This window comes from Streptomyces lacrimifluminis (assembly GCF_014646095.1).
Taxonomy (GTDB): Bacteria; Actinomycetota; Actinomycetes; order Streptomycetales; family Streptomycetaceae; genus Streptomyces; species Streptomyces lacrimifluminis.
This window is the reverse complement of record NZ_BMMU01000004.1, coordinates 112,963-132,565: the sequence shown is the minus strand read 5'-3', so window position 1 is coordinate 132,565 and position 19,603 is coordinate 112,963. Positions and strand designations below refer to the sequence as shown.

19 protein-coding genes and 1 pseudogene are annotated in these 19,603 nt (G+C 69.4%); 9 read left to right on the top strand and 11 right to left on the bottom strand.

Annotation, left to right across the window (positions count from 1 at the left end; genetic code table 11):
- Window positions 1-13: 13 nt before the first annotated feature.
- The 4 genes from IEY89_RS08135 to IEY89_RS08120 all read right to left on the bottom strand — a co-directional run bounded on the left by IEY89_RS08135 (window position 14) and on the right by IEY89_RS08120 (window position 4,557).
- Entirely contained in the window at window positions 14-703 is a 690-nt protein-coding gene (locus tag IEY89_RS08135) for an ABC transporter ATP-binding protein (protein WP_189146616.1), read from the bottom strand.
- A 60-nt stretch (window positions 704-763) separates the two neighbouring features.
- Window positions 764-2,257 (bottom strand): ABC transporter permease, encoded by a 1,494-nt coding sequence (locus tag IEY89_RS08130; RefSeq protein ID WP_189146615.1) that lies wholly within the window; start codon window positions 2,255-2,257, stop codon window positions 764-766.
- Window positions 2,258-2,755: 498 nt separating this feature from the next.
- Window positions 2,756-3,556: an SDR family oxidoreductase gene (locus tag IEY89_RS08125; protein ID WP_189146614.1), complete on the bottom strand. Its 801-nt coding sequence runs from the start codon at window positions 3,554-3,556 to the stop codon at window positions 2,756-2,758.
- Window positions 3,556-4,557, bottom strand: coding sequence for a Gfo/Idh/MocA family protein (locus IEY89_RS08120; RefSeq protein ID WP_189146613.1), 1,002 nt, complete (start codon window positions 4,555-4,557; stop codon window positions 3,556-3,558). Before IEY89_RS08120 ends, IEY89_RS08125 begins: the two co-directional genes overlap by 1 nt.
- A 116-nt stretch (window positions 4,558-4,673) precedes the next feature.
- Here IEY89_RS08120 and IEY89_RS08115 point away from each other — a divergent pair, with 116 nt between their 5' ends.
- The 5 genes from IEY89_RS08115 to IEY89_RS08095 all read left to right on the top strand — a co-directional run bounded on the left by IEY89_RS08115 (window position 4,674) and on the right by IEY89_RS08095 (window position 9,314).
- Complete coding sequence (locus tag IEY89_RS08115) at window positions 4,674-6,044, top strand: multidrug effflux MFS transporter (protein ID WP_189146612.1); 1,371 nt, start codon at window positions 4,674-4,676, stop codon at window positions 6,042-6,044.
- Window positions 5,996-7,180: a serine hydrolase domain-containing protein gene (locus IEY89_RS08110; RefSeq protein WP_189146611.1), complete on the top strand. Its 1,185-nt coding sequence runs from the start codon at window positions 5,996-5,998 to the stop codon at window positions 7,178-7,180. Before IEY89_RS08115 ends, IEY89_RS08110 begins: the two co-directional genes overlap by 49 nt.
- Before the next feature lie 142 nt (window positions 7,181-7,322).
- Window positions 7,323-8,333 (top strand): small ribosomal subunit Rsm22 family protein, encoded by a 1,011-nt coding sequence (locus IEY89_RS08105; protein ID WP_189146610.1) that lies wholly within the window; start codon window positions 7,323-7,325, stop codon window positions 8,331-8,333.
- A 115-nt stretch (window positions 8,334-8,448) separates the two neighbouring features.
- Complete coding sequence (locus IEY89_RS08100; RefSeq protein ID WP_189146609.1) at window positions 8,449-8,979, top strand: GNAT family N-acetyltransferase; 531 nt, start codon at window positions 8,449-8,451, stop codon at window positions 8,977-8,979.
- Window positions 8,980-9,047: 68 nt separating this feature from the next.
- A complete protein-coding gene (locus IEY89_RS08095) occupies window positions 9,048-9,314 on the top strand; it encodes a DUF397 domain-containing protein (RefSeq protein WP_189146917.1) in 267 nt (88 codons plus the stop codon).
- Window positions 9,315-9,544: 230 nt separating this feature from the next.
- Here the strand turns inward: IEY89_RS08095 and IEY89_RS08090 are convergent, their stop codons facing one another.
- Window positions 9,545-10,504, bottom strand: coding sequence for a collagen-like domain-containing protein (locus IEY89_RS08090; protein WP_229695093.1), 960 nt, complete (start codon window positions 10,502-10,504; stop codon window positions 9,545-9,547).
- A gap of 516 nt (window positions 10,505-11,020) precedes the next feature.
- On the opposite strand from IEY89_RS08090, the gene IEY89_RS08085 reads away from it, so the two are divergent.
- The gene (locus IEY89_RS08085; RefSeq protein ID WP_229695092.1) at window positions 11,021-12,139 is read left to right on the top strand and encodes a glycosyltransferase; all 1,119 of its coding nucleotides are present in this window, start codon (window positions 11,021-11,023) and stop codon (window positions 12,137-12,139) included.
- A gap of 127 nt (window positions 12,140-12,266) precedes the next feature.
- On the opposite strand, the gene IEY89_RS08080 is transcribed toward IEY89_RS08085, so the two are convergent.
- A complete protein-coding gene (locus IEY89_RS08080; RefSeq protein ID WP_189146607.1) occupies window positions 12,267-12,680 on the bottom strand; it encodes a cytidine/deoxycytidylate deaminase family protein in 414 nt (137 codons plus the stop codon).
- Window positions 12,681-12,899: 219 nt separating this feature from the next.
- Between IEY89_RS08080 and IEY89_RS08075 the strand changes: the two are divergent.
- Window positions 12,900-13,133 (top strand): annotated as a pseudogene (locus tag IEY89_RS08075) (ArsR/SmtB family transcription factor); the annotation flags it as partial.
- A 10-nt stretch (window positions 13,134-13,143) separates the two neighbouring features.
- Here IEY89_RS08075 and IEY89_RS08070 read toward each other — a convergent pair.
- The gene (locus IEY89_RS08070; RefSeq protein WP_189146605.1) at window positions 13,144-13,377 is read right to left on the bottom strand and encodes a DUF6243 family protein; all 234 of its coding nucleotides are present in this window, start codon (window positions 13,375-13,377) and stop codon (window positions 13,144-13,146) included.
- Between the two features lie 101 nt (window positions 13,378-13,478).
- Between IEY89_RS08070 and IEY89_RS08065 the strand changes: the two genes are divergently transcribed.
- Complete coding sequence (locus IEY89_RS08065) at window positions 13,479-14,135, top strand: TetR/AcrR family transcriptional regulator (RefSeq protein WP_189146604.1); 657 nt, start codon at window positions 13,479-13,481, stop codon at window positions 14,133-14,135.
- A gap of 165 nt (window positions 14,136-14,300) precedes the next feature.
- Window positions 14,301-15,050, top strand: coding sequence for a bifunctional DNA primase/polymerase (locus tag IEY89_RS08060; RefSeq protein WP_189146603.1), 750 nt, complete (start codon window positions 14,301-14,303; stop codon window positions 15,048-15,050).
- A gap of 22 nt (window positions 15,051-15,072) precedes the next feature.
- Here IEY89_RS08060 and IEY89_RS08055 read toward each other — a convergent pair whose 3' ends face one another.
- The 4 genes from IEY89_RS08055 to efeO are packed head-to-tail and all read right to left on the bottom strand — an operon-like array spanning window position 15,073 to window position 19,451.
- Window positions 15,073-16,113, bottom strand: coding sequence for an SCO2278 family lipoprotein (locus IEY89_RS08055; RefSeq protein ID WP_189146602.1), 1,041 nt, complete (start codon window positions 16,111-16,113; stop codon window positions 15,073-15,075).
- Window positions 16,034-16,945, bottom strand: coding sequence for an iron uptake transporter permease EfeU (gene efeU, locus IEY89_RS08050; RefSeq protein WP_189146601.1), 912 nt, complete (start codon window positions 16,943-16,945; stop codon window positions 16,034-16,036). The genes IEY89_RS08055 and efeU overlap by 80 nt, the downstream gene beginning before the upstream one ends.
- A 5-nt stretch (window positions 16,946-16,950) precedes the next feature.
- Window positions 16,951-18,297, bottom strand: coding sequence for an iron uptake transporter deferrochelatase/peroxidase subunit (gene efeB / locus IEY89_RS08045; protein ID WP_229695090.1), 1,347 nt, complete (start codon window positions 18,295-18,297; stop codon window positions 16,951-16,953).
- Window positions 18,298-18,311: 14 nt separating this feature from the next.
- Complete coding sequence (gene efeO / locus IEY89_RS08040; protein ID WP_189146600.1) at window positions 18,312-19,451, bottom strand: iron uptake system protein EfeO; 1,140 nt, start codon at window positions 19,449-19,451, stop codon at window positions 18,312-18,314.
- Window positions 19,452-19,603: the final 152 nt, after the last annotated feature.

Genomic DNA, 19,603 nt, shown 5'->3' with positions numbered 1-19,603 from the left:
AGGTGCCAGGCGATCAACTGACGTACTGGTCCTGGTCCGTGACCGTCAGTTGACCCGCCTTGATGGTCGCCACGCGGGGTGCGCGCCGGGCGATCGACGAGTCGTGCGTGACCAGGACGAAGGTCAGCCCGTGCTCGCGCCACAGCCCTTCGAGCAGCGCCATGATGTCGTCCCGCGTGCCCTCGTCGAGGTTGCCGGTGGGCTCGTCCGCGAGCAGCACCCTCGGCTTCTTCACCAGGGCGCGGGCGATGGCCACCCGCTGCTGCTGACCGCCGGACAGCTCGGTCGGGACGTGCGACAGCCGCTCGCCGAGGCCCACCGAGCGCAGCGCCTCGGCTGCCCGCTCGCGCCGCTCGGCGGGCTTCACCCCGAGCGGTACGAGGGCTGTCTCGACGTTCTCCTGCGCGGTCAGCGTCGGGATGAGGTTGAACGCCTGGAAGATGATGCCGATCTTCTCGGCGCGCAGCCGGGTCAGCCTGGCCTCGCTGATGGAGGCGAGATCGACACCGTCCAGCTGGACACTGCCCTCGGTCGGCCGGTCCAGGCCGCCGATCATCTGCAGGAGGGTGGACTTGCCGCCGCCGGTGGGACCCTGGATGACGAGCTGGTCGCCGTCCTCGATGACGAGGTCGATGCCGCGCAGCGCCTCCACCGTCTCCTTGCCCCGCGTGTATCGCTTGCTGACACCGGTGAGCTTGTACATGAACGACTCCGTGACGTACGGGAATTGGGGCAGGGGGCAGGTGGGGGAACCAGGCAGGGGCTACGACACGCTCCGCAGCGCGTCCGCGGGCCGCATCCGGGAGGCCCGCCAGCCGCCCATCGCCCCGGCGATCAGACCGCCGGTGATGGCGAGGCCCGCCGCGAGCGCGATGGTGGTGAGGGAGACGGGCGCCGACAGCGCGATCTCCATCGTGTTGGCCGCCGACTGCTGACCCGGGCCGCCGCCACCGCCGGGGCCGCCACCCATGCCGCTGCCACCGCCACCGGTGTTGCCGAGCTGCGCGGTCAGCTTGGGGCTGTACGTGGTCACCGCGTACGCCGCCACCAGGCCGAGGCCGATGCCGAGCGCGCCGCCGAGCAGACCGTTCACGACGGACTCGCCGACGACCTGCCGGGTCACCCTGCGCGAGGGCCAGCCCAGCGCCTTCAGGGTGCCGAACTCCCGCACCCGGCGGGACACGGCCGAGGAGGTGAGCAGCGCGGCCACCAGGAACGCCGCCGCGAGCACCGCGATGGACAGCCACTTGCCGACGCTGGTCGCGAGGTTCGAGGCAGTGGAGAGGGAACCGGAGACGGTCTCCGCGAGGTCGGCGGAGGTCGTGACGGTCGTACCCGGGATGTTCTTCTGGATCGTCGACTTGACGGTGTCGATCTGCTTCGAGTCGGTCGCCTGGACGTAGATCGTGGAGACCAGGTTCGCGGAGTCGCCGAGCGTCTGCGCCTGCTTGAGCGGCAGGTAGACGTCGGTCGTGGCCTCGCTGCTCTCGGGCGTCGCGATGCCGATGACCTTGTACTTCGTGCCGGAGATCGTGACGGTCTCGCCGACCGTGTACTTGTTCTCCTTGGCGTACGACGTGCTGAGCACCGCGACCTTCGCGTCGGTCTGCGCCGTCGTGAACGTCTTGCCGCTGGTGATCGTCGTGGTGGCGAGCGGGCCGAGCTCCTGGTTCGTCACGTCGACGCCCGTGACGGAGTAGGAGTTGACGTCGAACGAGGCGCCGCCACCCTGGATCTCGGGCGGGGCGGTGCTGCCGGTGTCGCCGCCCTGGCCGCCGCCGGGACCGCCCTGGCCGGAGGACGGGGACGACGAGGGCGACGAGGTGTCGGTCTTCGCCTTGCCCTGGGTGAAGGAGCCGTCGACCTTGGTGACGTTGAGGCTCAGGGCGCCCACCGCCGTGGCCACGCCCTTCTGGGCGGCGACCTCGGTGACCAGCGCCGACTTCAGGGTCTGGCCGCCCTGGGTCGTCACGCGGTCGCTGCTCTGCGTCTCCGTCGAGTCGTTCGCGCTGGCGTCGAAGTCGAAGCTCGGCCGGCCCGACTGGTTGCCGGTGGGCGCGGATCTGGCCTTGGTGACGGTCATGTCGGTGCCGAGGCCGTACAGCGACTGCAGGACCTTCTCCTGTGCCTGCTGCATGCCGGCCGACACCGAGCTGACGGTGATGACCAGCGCGATACCGAGCGCCAGACCCATGGCGATGACCAGAGCCGCCTTCTTGCGCCGGCTCAGCTCACGCTTGAGATAGATGCCAAACATCCCGTTCCTCAAAGGTTCATGGGCGCCCAGCTGCGGACGGCGCCCACTGTGGGCGCTGCCACAAGCTAGGGAGGAACCTTTGTGGGGGACTGGGCAAACGATGTGCGGGAACTGAGAATGCGGGGCCGAACAATCACGAACAATTAAGGCGCGTCGCGCGGCTCTTGGTGCGGCCCGTCCGTCGCGCTGCTGTCGCGCTGCGGCTCCGCATACTGCCCGCGGTACGTGTGCCGGAGCACACGACAGCCGCTCCATGACCCGGTGCGTACCTCGCGGTCCCACGCGAGGTCCACCCCCACCCGGATGCGCCATGGAGCGGCTGTCGCCTTCCCCCCCCTCGGCGTGGTCCGTTGTGTGGTACCGGAACCTCGGAGCATCACATGTGAAGCCCTGATGGAGAAGGCGTGTTGAGCATATGCCTGCGACCGGGCCGAACGCTACGGAGCAATCAATTCCGGTTGTGCAGGTTGAGTCTTCGAATGCGTGCGCGAAGCGTGCTCAACCGCGTCCCACGTAGGGCATCGCGGTCGCCAGAACTGTCGCGAACTGCACATTCGCCTCCAGTGGCAGCTCCGCCATGTGCCGCACGGTGCGTGCCACGTCCGCCACGTCCATGACGGGCTCCGGCGCCATCTCCCCGTTCGCCTGCAGGGCGCCCGTTTGCATTCGCGCGGTCATGTCCGTCGCCGCGTTCCCGATGTCGATCTGGGAGACCGCGATGCGGTACGGCCGCCCGTCCAGCGCCAGCGACTTGGTCAGCCCCGTCAACGCGTGCTTGGTCGCCGTGTACGGTGCCGAGTGCGGCCGGGGAGTGTGCGCGGAGATCGACCCGTTGTTGATGATCCGGCCGCCCTGCGGATCCTGCTCCTTCATCTGCCGGTACGCCGCCTGCGCGCACAGGAACGCCCCGTTGAGGTTGGTGTCCACGACGTGCCGCCACGCCTCGTACGCCAGATCCTCCACAGCCACCCCGCCGGGACCGAACGTCCCCGCGTTGTTGAACAGCAGGTCGAGCCGCCCGAACCGCTCGCGCACGGCCGCGAACAGGGCGGCCACGTCGTCGGGTCGGGCCACATCGGCGCCTACGACGAGACAGGCGCGCCCGGGGGTGCCCTCGTTCGTGCCCTCGGGTGCGAGCGCCGCCGTCTCCTCCAGGCGTTCCGTACGGCGGCCCGTGAGCGCCACCGACCAGCCCGCGCCGAGCAGTTCGAGGGCGACCGCGCGCCCGATCCCGGAACCGGCACCGGTCACGACCGCGACCTTCGCCGGCTCGGCGGTCAACGGGTGCTCGTCGCCCATCAGTTGGCCTCGCCGGGGTAGCGGACGCCGATCTGCTCCCGGATGGTGTCCATCGTCCGCATCACGGCGAGGGTGCCGTCGAGCGGGACGAGGGGGGACTCGGTCTCGCCGGCCCGCAGCGCGCGCATCACCTCGGTCGCCTCGTGCCGGAAGCTGTTGCGGGCGCCGTGGTCCGGGGCGGCGACGAACTCCTCAGGGTCACGGCCGTCGCGGTGCAGCACGAACCGGTCCGCGAAGAAGAACCCGTCGGGTACGTCGATCCGGCCCTTGGAACCGGTCACCGACGCGCTGACGGACGTACCGCCGACGATGGAGCAGTGCACCGAAGCGAGAGCGCCGCTCTCCCAGGAGAGCAGTGCTCCCGTCTGGAGATCGACGTTCTCCTCGGAGAGCACCGCTCTCGCTGAGATGCCGTCGGGCTCCCCGAGCAGCAGATGCGCGAACGACACCGGGTAGACCCCCAGGTCGAGCAGCGCGCCACCGCCCTGTGCCGGGTCACGCAGCCGGTGCGAGGGAGGGAAGGGCCCCTCCAGCCCGAAGTCGGCCTGAACGGTCCGCACCTCACCGATCGCACCATCCTCGACCAGCGCCTTCAGCCGCCGGACGACCGGGTTGCAGTACGTCCACATGCCCTCCATCAGGAAGGCGCCGCGCTCCTTCGCCAGCGCGACCAGTTCCTCCGCCTCCCGCACGTTCAGCGTGAACGCCTTCTCGCACAGCACGTTCCGCCCGGCCTCCAGACACAGGCCCGCGGCGGCCCGGTGCGCCGCGTGCGGAGTGGCGACGTACACCACGTCCACGTCGGTGTCCTCGGCCAGCGACGCCCAGTCGCCGTAGGCCCGGGGGATGCCGAACCGTTCCGCGAACGCCTTCGCGGAGGCCTCGGTCCGCGAGGCGACCGCCACGAGTTCCGCGTCCGGCAGATCCACCAGATCCGCCGCGAACGCCGCCGCGATCCCTCCCGTCGCCAGAATTCCCCAGCGCACGCGCTCAGCCGACATGCCAGCCCCTAGTCCCGTGACCTTTGTTATCTCGAACACGCTGTCCGAACGGAATGTACGAACCGCCTGTACGAGCTGAGAGCATAGGTGGCGGATTGCTCGAAAAGGGAGGGCGTATGCCCGAGCGTGGCCGAACCACGCGGGACGGGAAGCGTCCCCAGGCGGAGGCAGAGCCGAAGACAGGCACAGAGGTAGAGACAGGGGCAGGGACAGGGACAGCGGTAGAAGCAGCGATACCGAAGGACATACCCGGCTCCGCCCGCTCCCTCCGCCGCACCGGCCTCCTCGTCACCTTCATGCTCGGCGGGCTGACGGCGACGCCCCCGCTGGCGATGGACATGTACCTCCCGTCCCTCCCGGAGGTCACGACCTCCCTCCACGCGTCCGCCGCGAGTGTCCAACTCACCCTGACCGCCTGTCTGGCGGGCATGGCCCTCGGACAGCTCCTGATCGGCCCGATGAGCGACCGATGGGGCCGCCGGCGCCCGTTGCTGGCAGGCCTGGCGGTGTACGTCGTGGCCACCGTCCTGTGCGCCCTCGCGCCCAGCCTGGAGTTCCTGGTCGCCTTCCGGCTGCTCCAGGGACTGGCGGGCTCGGCCGGAATAGTCATCGCCCGGGCGGTCGTACGGGACCTGTACGACGGCGTGGCCATGGCCCGCTTCTTCTCCACCCTCATGCTGATCTCGGGGGTCGCCCCGGTCGTCGCGCCGCTCATCGGCGGCCAGGTCCTGCGGGTGACGGACTGGCGGGGCGTGTTCGCCGTCCTCACGGTGGTCGGGATCGCGCTCGCGGTGCTGGTCTGGTTCCGTCTCCCCGAGACTCTCGACCCCGCCGACCGCCATGCCGGCGGAGTCGGCGAGGCGCTCCGCTCCATGCGCACCCTGCTCGCGGACCGGGTCTTCACCGGGTACGTCCTCGCGGGCGGCTTCGCCTTCGCGGCCCTGTTCGCGTACATCGCCGCGTCCCCCTTCGTGATCCAGGAGATCTACGGCGCCTCCCCGCAGACGTTCAGCCTGCTGTTCGGCGTCAACTCGGTCGGGCTGGTGATCGTCGGTCAGATCAACGGCAAGGTGCTGGTCGGCCGGGTGTCGATGGACAAGGTGCTGGCGGTGGGGCTGGCGGTCACCACCCTGGCGGCGACGGCGCTGCTGCTGATGGCGACGGGTGTGTTCGGCGAGGCGGGCCTGTTCCCGGTGTCGGCCGCGCTCTTCGTGCTGATGTCGGCGATGGGCCTGGCGATGCCCAACACCCAGACCCTCGCCCTGATGCGCACGCGCCACTCGGCGGGCGCCGCATCCGCCCTCCTGGGCACCACCTCCTTCCTGATCGGCGCGATCGCCTCCCCGCTGGTGGGCATCGCCGGTGAGGACACCGCCGTGCCGATGGCGGTCGTCCAACTGGTGGCAGCACTGGTGGCGGTCGGCTGCTTCGTGGGACTGTGCCGTCCTTGGAACAGACGTACGACCCTGGAGGGGGCGGAGAGCTGAGCGCCGTACCGAAACTGCGCGTCGGCACCCCGGAACGGGCCGGCCTGGACGCCGGGGAGATGCGTCACCTCGTACGAGAGGTACGCGCTCTCACGACCGGTGAGCGCCCCTGGGCCCCGGCCGCGGTCGTGATCGTCGGGCGCGGCCCGGTGATCGCGGTGGAGGCGGCGGCGGGCTGGGCGGTGCGGTACGCGTCGTACGACGAGCGCACGGACACGGGAGTGGAACTCCCGGCGGAGGCACGGATCCCGGCAACGATGTCGACGCCCTTCGACCTCGCCTCCCTGACGAAGCTCTTCACGGCGGTGGCGGCGGTGCAGCAACTGGAGCGCGGCACACTGGGCATGGACGCCCGGGTGGCCGCGTACCTGCCGGACTTCACGGCGGTGGCCCAACACGACATCACCGTACGGCAGTTGCTCACCCACACCTCGGGTCTGCGTCCCGAACTCCCGCTGTACGACTGCCCGGACGACGCGGCTCGCCGAGCGCTGTTACGGGCGGAGGCGCCGTTGTCCGCGCCGGGCCACCACGCCTACTCCGACCTGAACATGCTGCTCCTCCAGTACGTCCTGGAGCGCATCACCGGCCGCACCCTGGACGCCCTGATCCACGACGGCATCACCCGCCCCCTCGGCATGACGGCGACCGGCTTCGGCCCCTGTCCGGACGCGGCGGCGACCGAGGACCAGCGCAGACCGTGGGCCAAGGTGGAGCGGGGGATGGTCCGGGGTGAGGTCCACGACGAGAACGCGTGGGCGCTGGGCGGGGTGGCGGGTCACGCGGGCCTGTTCTCCACGGTCCACGACCTTGCCGTCCTCTGTCGCTGCCTGCTGGCGGGCGGCGCCTACGGCCCGGCCCGCATTCTGGGCCCGGACTACGTGGAACTGCTGCTGACCCCGCCGGGCCTGGGCTTCGCCATCGACCAGCCGTGGTTCATGGGGGAGTTGGCGGGGCGAGGAGCTGCCGGGCACACCGGCTTCACCGGCACCTCCCTCGTCCTGGACCGGGCCACGGACACTTTCGTGGTGCTGCTGACGAACGCGGTGCATCCGAAACGGAGTTGGGGGCGTGTGGGGAACGGGCCCCGGGCGCGGGTGGGGGACCGGGTGGCTCGGGGGGTGCGGGGGAGATGAGGACGTGTCACTGTGCCCACGCCGGCCGCCGGTCCAGGCCGACGAACATCCGGCCGGGGCGGTCGGACGCCTGGCCGCCGCCGGGTTCCGCCCCTCTCGCGGGCGAGATCGGCCTCCCTCGGGGAATCACTAGAATCACCCCGTGAACACCCCCGCCTCCCCCTCCGACGCTCTCCGCGCCGCCCTCGCCGGTCTGCTCGACGGGCTGCCGCCGAAGGTGGCCACGCAGGCGGTCGAGCGGCTGATCGCCAACTATCGGGGGCGGACGCCCACCGATGCGCCCGTGTTGCGGGACCGTTCCGACGTGGCCGCGTACGCCGCGTACCGGATGCCCGCCACCTTCGAGGCGGTGTGCTCGGCGCTGGATGCCTTCGCCGGGGCGGCGCCCGGATGGGTGCCAGGCAGTCATGTCGACGTCGGGGGTGGGACAGGGGCCGCTACCTGGGCTGTCAACGCCGTGTGGGAGGGCGTACGGCCCGTCACCGTGCTCGACTGGGCCGAGCCCGCGCTCGCTCTCGGGCGGGAGATCGCCGCTGCCAACCCGGAGTTGAAGGGCGTGGAGTGGCAGCGCTCTCGTATCGGAGCGGCGCTCAAAATCGAGAGCGCTGATCTCGTCACCATCTCCTACGTGCTCGGCGAACTGACCGACGCCGACCGCACCTCCGTGGTCGACGCCGCGGCCGGCGCCGCCCAGGCCGTCGTCGTCATCGAACCCGGCACCCCCGACGGCTATCTCCGCGTGATCGAGGTCCGCGAGCGGCTGCTGAGCGCCGGTTTCCACATCGCCGCACCCTGCCCCCACAGCGCGGCCTGTCCGATCGTCCCCGGCGAGGACTGGTGCCACTTCTCCGCCCGGGTCAGCCGCTCCTCCCTCCACCGCCGGGTGAAGGGCGGCTCCCTCCCGTACGAGGACGAGAAGTTCAGCTACGTCGCCGCCACCCGCTTCCCGGTGACCCCGGCGCCCGCCCGCGTCGTACGCAAGCCGCAGATCCGCAAGGGGCAGGTGCTCCTGGACCTGTGTGAGACGGTCCCTTCACTCCGCCGGGAAACGGTCACGAAGCGGCACGGTGTTCTCTACCGGGCCGCCCGGGACGCGGACTGGGGGGATGTCTGGCCGCCGGTGGCGGAGGACGGGAACCAGGACCCGCGGTGAAGGTAGATCTTGGCCGGACGGCCATACGTGACGCGTGACGCGTGAAACAGGCGTGGGCCCGGGCTCGCGAAAAATGCCTGATCACAGGGGATGGACGGGTGTTACCGTCGTCCGCATGCCCGAACTGATCGCACCCACAGGCCGACTCCAGTCCTCATGGCTCGCGGCGTGTGACGAGTGGCCTCCAGGCGCCCACCAGGACGGAACCGGTCTGCGTCTCGCACCTGACACCGGCCTCGACAGCCCCGAGGTTTTCGCGGCGTGGGTCGAGCGACTGCGGCAGCAGTCGGACAGGTCGGTTGCCGTGAGCGAGGGACACGTCCACGCCACCTACTGGTGGATCGTCGAGGACGGCGCCTATCTCGGAGCCATCGACCTGCGCCACTATCTGAACGCCGTTCTGCTCGATATCGCCGGGCACATCGGCTACAGCATCCGGCCCTCCGCCCGGAGACGTGGCCTGGCCACATGGGCCCTCGGGGCGTCTCTGCACGAAGCCCGTACGCTCGGCCTGGACAGGGTCCTGGTCACCTGCGACGACGACAACGTCGGATCGGCGCGCACCATCGAGCTCAACGGTGGCGTCCTGGAGGACGTACGTACCACCGACGTGGGCACCAAGCGCCGCTACTGGATCACCCTGTAGACAGTGGCGCAGCCGCAGCCGTGCTGGTTCCAGCCACTCGTGCAGGCCGAAGCGCTCTCTCAGGCGGCATCTGTGGCCATGATCGAGCAGTTACGACAGGGCACCTCGCGACGACCGAATCCCCGCGTTGGTTCACGTCTTCGTACAGCGACAACGGCGGCGCTTGCAGAGCGGTCGCCGCGAACCTCGTCGCCTCGCGCGGCCTGGTCCCCGTCCGCGACTCCAAGAACCCGAGCGGCCCGGTTCTGGGCTTCCCCGTCGACGCGTTCTCGTCCTTCGTGGACGGCGTCAACGGCGTCAACGGCGTCAACGGCAGAGAGTTCGGCGCCGTCTGACCGCCTGGCTCCGCCTGTGCCGCGCAGGGCGGGCGAGGCGTACAGGCTGACGGCGGAGATCGGCCGGCTGTCGGGTCAAAAAACGCAGGTGCGAGCTGGACAGGCGGACGGAATATCGAAGGCGACTCTTCCGCCGCACCGAGCCAAGGTGGAACCTCGGCGTGCATGAGTCCCCGCCGGAGAAGGCCGACGGGGACTCATATGTGCGAAAGCGTTCGTGAGGTGTGCGGTCAGCTGCAGACCACGTAGACCGTAATGGTGGTGAGAGCACCCGCCGTCGCGGTCACGGTCCAGTGGTCTCCGTTCGGGTAGGTCTGCCCGAGGACGGTGGCGAGGCCAGTGGCAGACAGTCCGCCGGAGATGGGAGTGGTGCCGGCCGGACATGACGGGGAGTCGTAGGACGCGTTGACACCCAACAGGACGTTGTAGTCCTGGGAGAGGATCTGCGCGTCCACCGGTCCGGCGGGGCCGGTGGGGCCCGTGGCGCCGACAGGGCCGGTGGCACCCGGGGTACCGTCGACGCCCGCGGGGCCGGTGGCACCGGTGGCGCCGGTCGGACCCGTGGCGCCCGTGGCGCCGGTCGGACCCGTGGCACCGTCGACGCCCGCGGGGCCGGTGGCACCGGTGGCGCCGGTCGGACCCGTGGCGCCCGTGGCGCCGGTCGGACCCGTGGCACCGTCGACGCCCGCAGCGCCCGTGGCACCGGTGGCGCCCGTAGCACCCGTGGCGCCGGTTGCACCCGTGGCACCCGTGGCACCGTCGACGCCCGCGGGGCCGGTGGCACCGGTGGCGCCGGTAGCACCCGTGGCGCCCGTGGCGCCGGTCGGACCCGTGGCACCGTCGACGCCCGCAGGGCCCGTGGCACCCGTGGCACCGGTGGCGCCCGTCGCGCCGGTTGCACCTGTGGCACCCGTGGCGCCGGTCTCACCGTCGGCACCCGCAGGGCCGGTCGGGCCGGTCGGGCCGGTCTCACCGTCGGCACCCGCAGGGCCGGTCGCGCCCGTCGCGCCCGTCGGTCCCTTCGGCCCCGTCGGCCCTGTGGGGCCGGGCTCGCCGGGTTCGCCGTGGTCGCCGTAGTCACCGTGGTCGTCGCAGTGGCCCTCTGGGCATTCGTCGCCACCAGGCTTGGAGGCAGAGGCTATGTTGGCGACCGTCTTCGTGGGCTCCATCGCGAGAGCCGGGCTGGCCATGCCCGTGAGCACGATAGCGAGGGATGCAAGGCTGCTGCCCGCGATCCAAGTGCTCCGCCTGGGCAGCGGGCCGAGTGAGGAACTTGTCCTGGAGTCAGGACTCATGCGGTCTCCTGATTTCGCGAAGTCGAAGATTCACGCCACCCCGGGAGGGGCGACATCCCCATCATTACCATGTGCGATGGATCGCGCACTTTGTGTGACGTCGCCGCCCTGTCCAAGCCGCCCGTATCCCTGTCGATGCGTCATGTGCACGACATCCCCTGGTCGGCTCTGGCGCGAACGGCCAACTCCGTGACGCCTGCCAGGTGTATTCCTCCGTGAGGCAAGTGGCAGCCGGCCCACCGACACCCGCCCGCTTCCTGTCGCCCGGCCCAGCTCGCTCATAACAAGAATCGGCGTTGCGTCGACAATCCTTGAGTCGAAGTGTCTACAGTGATTGCGGCGACTTCCTCCTGCGTGATTCAAGCTTTTATCGTCATGCCCGATGGGAAACTCGAAAGTAGGGTCAGGACCATGAAACCGACCATCTGCCTCTGCATGATCGTAAAGAACGAATCGGCTGTAATTGAGCGGTGCATCGCCTCGGTGCGCGACATCGTCGACACCTGGATCATCTCTGACACGGGCTCGACGGATGGCACTCAGGATCTGATTCGAAAAGCCTTTGATGGGGTCCCTGGCGAGCTGCACGAAGACGTCTGGGTTGACTTCGGGGTCAATCGCACACTCAACATCGAACGTGCCCGCGGGAAAGCTGACTACTTGCTTCTGATGGACGCCGACATGACCATTCGGCAACAAGGGCCATTGCCTTCGCTGTCCTGTGCGTCCTACATGATCCCGCACGCCGGAAGTCTCGCCTACCGGATCAAGCGTCTCGTCCGCGGCGATTTGCACTGGCGCTACGAAGGCGTGACACACGAGTACCTGACCGCCGACGAGGAGCACGAACAGGAGAACCTCGACGCCCTTGTGATCGAGCACTTCGCCGACGGCGGCTCCAGGCACGACAAGTTCGAACGAGACATGGCCCTGCTGAGCTCGGAGCTCGAGCGTGATCCCACAAACGCGCGCAGCACGTTCTACCTGGCCCAGACCATGCGTGACATGGGTCGCGCCGAAGAGGCGATCGCCCTTTACGAACGTCGCGCGGAGATGGGTGGCTGGGGAGAGGAGATCTATTACGCACTCCTGCAGGCCGGAATCCTCAAGGATGAGTCCGGTGACTGGCCGGGCGCCATGGATACCCTCTCGCGGGCATGGGAGCAGCGACCGCAGCGCCTAGAAGCATGCTTCGAATTGGTCTCACGGCTGCGGAAGCGTGGAAACTATCGTGCCGGGCATGCCTTCGCGTGTGCGGGGATCAATCGCACGGAGCCCGACGATATTCTCTTCACCCACCCATGGGTCTACAAGTGGGGGATGCTCTTCGAGTATTCCATCGTTTCTTACTGGGTAGGAGACATGCAGGGTTCCATCGAAGCGTGTGACCGCCTCCTGGCCATTCCTGATCTGCCGGAGGCGCATCGTCTGCAAACACTGCGGAATCGTGATTTCGCCGTCGCCCGTCAAATCGAAGAGTCGAACAGTGTCGAGAAGGGAACGTCCCGGCAGTCCGGGGCCAAAATTTAGACGCGACCACTGGTGTAAGGCGTTCTTGGCCACGTTGGACTTGACCCTTGAGGACAAGGGGTCGCAGGTTCAATTTCCGTTGTCCACTCGGTCATTGAACCGCTGTGGATCTCGGATGCGACACGGTTTACTCGGCATCGAGTTGGTGGTCGGCCCAGACGTAGGTTTCGGGGAGCAACTCGGTGATGCGGACAGATCGGAGGCGGTCGCCTTCGCCGACGATGACATTGAGGGTGGGGAAGTAGTCGAGCAGAACCTGACGGCATCGGCCGCACGGTGGAACAACCCCGCGGTCCCGGTCGCCCACCGCGACGATCGTGTCCAGGTCGTAGGCGCCCTGGGCTGCCGCCGTGCCGATGACGACCAGCTCGGCGCAGGGGCCTCCGGTGAAGTGGTAGGCGTTCACCGCCGTGACGATCCGGCCGTCCTGAGTGCGGGCCGCGGCTGCCATGGTGTGGTTGTCACCCCGGCAGCGAGTGTGCGCGATGTGCGCCGCGGCCTGGATGAGTTCATGGTCGACGGGGTGGGGCCGCGTGCTCATCTTCCCTGCCTTCGTCAGGTGTCGGACACCCCATGTCGTTGACCCACGGCGGACGTGGAGAGAAGCCTCGCAGCGCTGGGGCCGCCCCACAGGGCTGTCGAGCCGTCGGGCCGGTTGGGGGTGGGGGCGTAGATGATCTCACCGATCGCGCAGACCACGGACACCACGGGCATCACGGGCACTGCGGCGACGGCCGGAGCGGCCCAGCCGTGTCCCGGCGCCCATCCGGTACGGCTGCGGCTGCTGCGTACCCTGGCCCGCGGTCCCCGCACCACCCGTGAGGCGGCCCATGTGTGGGACCTCTCACCTTCGGAGGTTTCCCGCCATCTCGCCGCCCTGTGTCGCGCGGACCTGCTCACGGCCCGGCGGCACGGTCGTCATGTTCGCTACACCCTGAATCTGCCCGATCTGGCGACAGTGGATACCGACCTGCCGGCGGCTGTACCGCGCTGAGCGGCTTCGCTCACTCGGCCGTCGGGGCGGCCTCGTCCGGTGTACGTCCGTCCGGTGCGTTCTCTTGTGCGCCCTGCTCCTTGGCGCGCTTCTCCTGCAGCTTGCGCACCAGCTCCTGCTTCTGGGCCTGCGGGTCGGCCCCGCCGCCCGTCTGCTTGCCTCGGCCGCCGCCGCGCAGGGCGTTCTTGCCCAGGTTGCTGCGGGTGCCGCCCACTCCGAGCATGTTTCCGCCACCTCGTGCCATGACCCATCTCCTTCAGCTCTGACGATACGTATCGTCTCGTTCGGCGCGTACCCCACCCTGCGGCGAGACGCTCCGTCTTGTCAACCTGATAAATTGCCGACATGGTCCAGAAGTCCACCCCAGCCAAACCCGCCCCCGACTCCACCCGCCGCAGTGAGAAGTCCCGCCGCGCCATCTATGGCGCCGCTCTCGCGCTCGTCGGTGAAGTCGGGTACCAGAAGACGACCATCGAGGGGATCGCCGCCCGGGCGGGCGTCGGGAAGCAGACCATCTACCGGTGGTGGGCCTCCAAAGGGGACGTGCTCATGGAGGCCTTCGTCGATCTGAGCGAGCAGGCCGCCGAAGCCGCTCAGCCCGGGCGACAGTACGCCATCCCGGACACCGGTGATCTCGCCGCCGACCTCAAGGCCGTACTGCGCGCCACCGTCGACGAATTGCTCGACCCCGCGTTCGAGGTCCCCTCCCGTGCCCTCGCCGCCGAAGGCGTCGTCAACGAGGAGATCGGCCGCAGGTTCGTCGCCCGGCTGCTCGAACCGTCCCTCCAGCTCTACGTCCAGCGGCTGCGCGCGGCCCAGGGCGCGGGGGAGGTGCGGCCCGGTGTCGATCCCCGTATCGCCCTCGAACTCTTCGTCTCCCCGCTCGCCCAGCGCTGGCTCCAGCGCACCGGGCCGATCTCGTACGAGTACACGGACACCCTCGTCGACTACGCCCTCAACGGGATCGCCGCGCCCGGTGACGGCAAGAGCCGAATTGGCTGAAAACAGCGGGTGATAAATCCTGCTAATCAACCGAAAAACGCTCAATTCTACTCCCCGTACGCCTCGTCCCCCCTACCCCGGATGTCGGCTCCGGCCCCTCACACCGCAGGATGGTGGGAGCATGGAGCAGGCTGTCCGCACAACAGCAGCGAGGCGAGGCGATACATGAGCGCGGAGTTCGGCGGTAGTACGACGGGCCGGCAGGGCCGGATCTCCACGTGGCTGCGTGGACGCCGGACGAACGCCCGGGAGGACGCGGCCACCGCCGCCGAGAGCGGGCGCCGTGAGGAACTGCTGCTCGCCGTCGCCCGTGCCGGACTGCCCCTCGCGCCCGCCGCGCACCCCTCCGCCTACCGGTGTTCCTGCGACCGCGTCGGGTGTCCCACGCCCGCCCGGCACCCGATCTCCTTCGCCTGGCACACGCAGTCCACCACCGACCGCGCCCAGATCGAGCGCTGGGCGAGACATCAGCCACAGGCCAACTTCATCACCGCGACCGGCATAGTCCACGACGTCCTCGACGTGCCCCTCGAAGCGGGCCGCGAGGCGCTGGAGCGGCTGCTCGGGGCCGGGATCGAGGTCGGGCCCGTCGCCGAGAGCGACGACGGACGGCTGCTGTTCTTCACCCTCACGCGCGGCACCCCCGACGACGAGGACGAGTGGTGGCCCTGCGAACTGGACTGCCACCCCGAGACCATGGACGAGCATCCGGGCCTGCGTTGGCACTGCCGGGGGTCCTACGTCCTCGTACCGCCCGCCCGGTTGCCCGGTGACCAGGGTGTGTACTGGGTGCGCGGGCCGGAGTTCGCCCTCCCCGACCCGCTGAGCCTGCTCGAAGTCCTCACCGACGCCTGCGCCCGGTACGCCGGCGAGGAGCCCGACCACGCCACCGCGGCCTGGCCGCACCGCAACTGAACTGCCGCCCGGCAAACCTGAGTTACTCGCCCTGCGCCGCCGTCAGCCCCTGGATGCGGCTCAGGAACTCCACACTCCGGTTCGCGGCACCCTTCCCCGGGTCCAGCACCACCTGGTTCGACACGAACTCCAGGGTCAGCGACTGCTTGATCTCGCCCGTCGTCAGCGCCCGCACACTGTCGCTCGGCGTCGGGATCGACGTGCCCAGCGCGGCCGTCTGCTTCTCGTAGTGGTGCGTGGCGAAGAAGACCAGCGCGCCGCCGTCCGCCGTACGCAGGCCCAGCGGGGCGAAGTCGTCCTTGGCGAGCGGCTCGTCGATGTACTGGGTGACGAGCCCGGGCTTGATGGCGTTCTTCTTGCGCTGCGCCACCCAGCCGCTCGTGTGCACACCCGGCGCGAAGACGTCGCCGCCCCCCTTCAGGTAGGTCGCGTAGGCCGCGCTCAAGTCCTTGGGCGCGACGGCCAGTTCGGCCGAGTTCACCGTCACCGGCTCCGCGAGACCGTCCTTGTCCGTCTTGAACGCCGGTACGTCGTCCGGGTCCAGCAGCGTCAGATACGCCACCGCCCAGGGCTCGGCCACGTTGCTGCGCGTGAACACCAGCAGCCAGCGCGCCTCGTCGCCCTTGTTGGCGTCGGCGTTCGCGACGAACCAGCGCGGCCAGCCCGCCTTCTTCGGGATCGTGAACCTGGTGTCCGTGAACTCCAGCGGTACGTACGAGGGGTTGCCGGCCGGGCTGACCTCGCGACCGGCGTCCAGCCGGGCCGCGTCGATCGCGCCGAGGGCGCCGGTGACGTAGTCGGCGTCCAGGGCGCGGTCGTACGCCTTGTCCGCCTTGTTGTACGCGGCCGTGAAGTCCTTCAGCGCCTCGGCCGCCTCCGTCGGGGTCGCCGCCGGGAGCACCTCGCGCTCACCGTGCACCACGACACAGCCGCTCGCGGCCAGGGACAACACGGTCACCGAGGCCGCTGCGAGAGCGCTCCGGTCAAGAAGACCTCGTGGCGTTCGAAGAGTCCGCGGGCTTCGTGGACTTCGAGGGCTGCGACCCCTGCTCACCGTGCTCATCAGCTGGCTTCACCTTCCCCTTCCCGGAGGCGAACCCTACCGGGGCCAGGAAGAGCGCGAGCGTCGGGACCAGGTACAGCGCCCACACCGTGACCTGGAGGACGGTCGGGTCCGGCTGGAAGTTGAGGACGCCCTTGAGGAGCGTGCCGTACCAGCTGTCCGGGGGGATCGTCCCGCTGATGTCGAAGGCCTTGTCGGTCAGGCCGGGCACGAGGTCGGCCTCCTGGAGGTCGTGGAAGCCGTAGGCGAGGACGCCCGCCGCGACCACGACCAGCATGCCGCCGGTCCAGGTGAAGAACGTGGACAGGTTGATGCGCAGGGCGCCCCGGTAGAAGAGGTAGCCGAGCAGGACCGCCGTCGCGATGCCCAACAGCACGCCGATCAGGGGCCCTTCGGTGCCGTCGCTGGACGCCCGGACCGACGCCCACACGAACAGCGCGGTCTCCAGGCCCTCCCGGCCCACCGCCAGGAACGCGGTCGCCACCAGCGCGCCCGTGCCCATCTGGAGAGCCGCGTCCAGCTTGCCGTGCAGCTCCGCCTTCAGATGCCGGGCCGTACGCCGCATCCAGAAGACCATCCACGTCACCAGGCCCACGGCGACGATCGACAGCGAGCCGCCGAGCGCCTCCTGCGCCTCGAACGTCAGCTCCTGCGAGCCGAATTCGAGCGCGCAGCCGAAGCCCAGCGCCAGCGCGACGGCGACCCCGATGCCGATCCAGATCGGCTTCAGGGCTTCCCGGCGGTCCGTCTTCACCAGGTAGGCGATGAGGATGCAGACGACGAGACTGGCTTCCAGGCCCTCGCGCAGACCGATCAGATAGTTCGCGAACACGGCGCCTACGCCCCCTTGGAGGACTGGGAGGACTGGGAGGACTTGGAGGGCTCGGAGGACTGGGAGGACTTGGAGGGCTCGGAGGACTGGGAAGGTTCCGAGAACAGTGCTCGGCCCCACCAGTCGTCCTTGTCCCGGACGCCCGGAGGGACCGCGAAGACGGCCGAACCCACGTGCTGGATGTACTCGTTGAGCGCGTCGGTGGCGAGGTTGCGCTGCACGGGGATGAAACCCTTGCGGACGTCCCGCTGGTAGGCCAGGAAGAACAGGCCCGCCTCCAGCCGGCCGAGGCCGTCCGTGCCGTCCGTGAAGGAGTAGCCGCGGCGCAGCAGGGTCGCCCCGTGGTTGGAGTCGGGGTGCGCGAGACGGACGTGCGCGTCGGGCAGCATCGCCTTCAGGAACGGCTCGTCGCGCTCCTTCGCCTTGCCGACCGGGGCGCCCTCCCCCTTGTCGCGCCCGAAGATGTCCTCCTGCTCCTGCAAAGAGGTCCGGTCCCAGGGCTCGATGTGCATCCGGATGCGCCGCGCGACCAGATACGAACCCCCTTCCATCCAGGCCGAGTTGTCGTCGAGGTCCGTGCCGTCCACCCACACGAACTTCTTCAGCCGGGCGGTCTCGGTGCCCGCGATGTTGCGGGTGCCGTCCTTGAAGCCCAGCAGGTTGCGAGGGGTCTGCGCCTCGGGGGTCGTCGACGACGTCTTGCCGAAGCCCAGCTGCGACCAGCGCACCGAGACCTTGCCGAAGCCGATCCGGGCCAGATTGCGGACGGCGTGCACCGCGACCTGCGGATCGTCCGAGCACGCCTGCACGCACACATCGCCGCCGCTGCGGTTCCTGTCGAGGTTGTCACCGGAGAACTGCGGCAGATCGACCAGTGCGTCGGGCCGCCGGTCCGCCATCCCCAGCTTCTCGAACAGGCCGGGCCCGAACCCGATCGTCAGTGTCAGCCGCGACGGCTTCAGCCCCAGCGCCTCACCGGTGTCGTCCGGCGGCGCCTCGGCGAGACCGCCGTACGCGCCCTCGCCGACCGCCTGTCCGGCGGTCATCCGCCGGGCCGCCGCCGTCCAGTCCTTCAGCATCTGTACAAACTCGGCGCGGTCGTCCGTCGCCAGGTCGAACGCGGCGAAGTGCAGCCTGTCCTGCACCGGCGTCGCGATACCCGCCTGGTTGGCGCCGTGGAAGGCGATCGCGCCGCCCGCCTCGGCGGCGACCGTCTGCACGTCTTCGCTGCCGCGGGTCATCGCCACGGCGCCACCGGCCGCGGCGGCCCCGAGCGCGAGTCCGGCCCCGCCCCAGGCGATCAGCGCCCGTCGCGAGGTACCGCCCTCGGTCTTCTCCGGTATCTCCGTCATGACAGTCCGTCCCCTTACTTCACGACGGCGGCGGCGAGCTTGGACAGCGGCTCGGCGAGCGCGTTCACCGCGTCCGAGAGCTGCTTGCGGTCGGCCTCGCCGACCTTGTCGTACGAGGTGAAGTCGTACGAGTTCTTGTCCGCGCGGTACTTGTCGAGCAGCGTGTTCAGGGCGGCGAACCGCTTGTCCAGCTCGGTGACCAGCGCCGCGTCGTTCTCCTTCGCGACCGGCTCCAGCAGCTCGTACGACTGCTCGGCGCCCTCGACGTTGGCCTTGAAGTCGACCAGGTCGGTGTGCGAGTAGCGCTCCTCCTCGCCGGTGACCTTGCCGGTGGCGACCTCGTCGAGCAGCTCCTTGGCGCCGTTGGCCATCGAGGTCGGGGTGATCTCGGCCTTGCCGACCCGCTTCTGCCAGTCGGTCAGGTCGGTGATCAGCTGGTCGGCGAGGGTCTTGTCCTCGGCGGTGATCTTCTTGTCCTCCCAGAGGGACTTCTCCAATCGGTGCCAGCCGGTGAACTCCTGGCCGGCCTCAAGACCGTCCGCGCGGACGTCGACCTTCGGGTCGATGTCACCGAAGGACTCGGCGACCGGCTCGGTGCGCTCCCAGCCGATACGGGAGGGCGCGTACGCCTTCTTCGCGGCTTCGAGGTCGCCGCTCTTGACCGCCTCGGCGAAGGTCTTGGCGAGCGGCAGCGTCGTGTCGGCCTGCTCCTGCGCGTACTTGCGGTAGGCGGCGACGGCCGCGTCCAGGCGCGGGTCGCGCTTGGCGGTCTTGCCGCCGGTGGCCTTGACGGCCTGGCGGATGCCGTCGCCCTTCATACCGGGCTTGCAGGCGATCGTGTAGTCGCCGGCCTTCACCTCGGCGGTGACCTTCTGCTTGGTGCCGGGGCCGATGTTCTCGCGCTCGGTGACGATCCGGTCGTCCGGGAAGAGGACGTAGACCTCGGTGACCTTGGAGCCCTTGTTCTCGATGTCCAGCTCGATGTGCCCGGCAGGGAACTCCTTCTTCGAGACCTCGCACCTGTCGTCCGTCGCGGTGACGCTGATGGCGCCGTCGCCGCTCCCGGAGCCGCCCTTCTCCGTGCACCCCGTGACGGCTGCCAGGGCCGCCGCCGCGGCGGCGGCGGTGACGACGGAGAGTCTGACGGCTCGCATGCGGGCTCCTGAGAATCACGGGTGGCGAAAAAGCGACGTGTCCGGGCTCACACAGGTTTGGTGAGGCGGCCCTAACTTACCTAAGGCTTGCCTCAGCGATACCCGGACAATCAGTGATTCACCTCTCATGAACGGTGCATGGGAACGTCCCG

Excerpts from the sequence above, each read along its gene's own strand:
- IEY89_RS08060 (WP_189146603.1), top strand. The coding sequence starts at position 14,301 with ATGAGCGCGGAGTTCGGCGGTAGTACGACGGGCCGGCAGGGCCGGATC.
- IEY89_RS08125 (WP_189146614.1), bottom strand. The coding sequence starts at position 3,556 with ATGGGCGACGAGCACCCGTTGACCGCCGAGCCGGCGAAGGTCGCGGTC.
- IEY89_RS08055 (WP_189146602.1), bottom strand. The coding sequence starts at position 16,113 with ATGAGCACGGTGAGCAGGGGTCGCAGCCCTCGAAGTCCACGAAGCCCG.
- IEY89_RS08135 (WP_189146616.1), bottom strand. The coding sequence starts at position 703 with ATGTACAAGCTCACCGGTGTCAGCAAGCGATACACGCGGGGCAAGGAG.
- IEY89_RS08090 (WP_229695093.1), bottom strand. The coding sequence starts at position 10,504 with ATGGCCAGCCCGGCTCTCGCGATGGAGCCCACGAAGACGGTCGCCAAC.
- IEY89_RS08100 (WP_189146609.1), top strand. The coding sequence starts at position 8,449 with ATGCCCGAACTGATCGCACCCACAGGCCGACTCCAGTCCTCATGGCTC.
- IEY89_RS08070 (WP_189146605.1), bottom strand. The coding sequence starts at position 13,377 with ATGGCACGAGGTGGCGGAAACATGCTCGGAGTGGGCGGCACCCGCAGC.
- IEY89_RS08085 (WP_229695092.1), top strand. The coding sequence starts at position 11,021 with ATGAAACCGACCATCTGCCTCTGCATGATCGTAAAGAACGAATCGGCT.
- IEY89_RS08080 (WP_189146607.1), bottom strand. The coding sequence starts at position 12,680 with ATGAGCACGCGGCCCCACCCCGTCGACCATGAACTCATCCAGGCCGCG.
- efeB (WP_229695090.1), bottom strand. The coding sequence starts at position 18,297 with ATGACGGAGATACCGGAGAAGACCGAGGGCGGTACCTCGCGACGGGCG.
- efeO (WP_189146600.1), bottom strand. The coding sequence starts at position 19,451 with ATGCGAGCCGTCAGACTCTCCGTCGTCACCGCCGCCGCCGCGGCGGCG.
- IEY89_RS08130 (WP_189146615.1), bottom strand. The coding sequence starts at position 2,257 with ATGTTTGGCATCTATCTCAAGCGTGAGCTGAGCCGGCGCAAGAAGGCG.
- IEY89_RS08120 (WP_189146613.1), bottom strand. The coding sequence starts at position 4,557 with ATGTCGGCTGAGCGCGTGCGCTGGGGAATTCTGGCGACGGGAGGGATC.
- IEY89_RS08115 (WP_189146612.1), top strand. The coding sequence starts at position 4,674 with ATGCCCGAGCGTGGCCGAACCACGCGGGACGGGAAGCGTCCCCAGGCG.
- IEY89_RS08065 (WP_189146604.1), top strand. The coding sequence starts at position 13,479 with ATGGTCCAGAAGTCCACCCCAGCCAAACCCGCCCCCGACTCCACCCGC.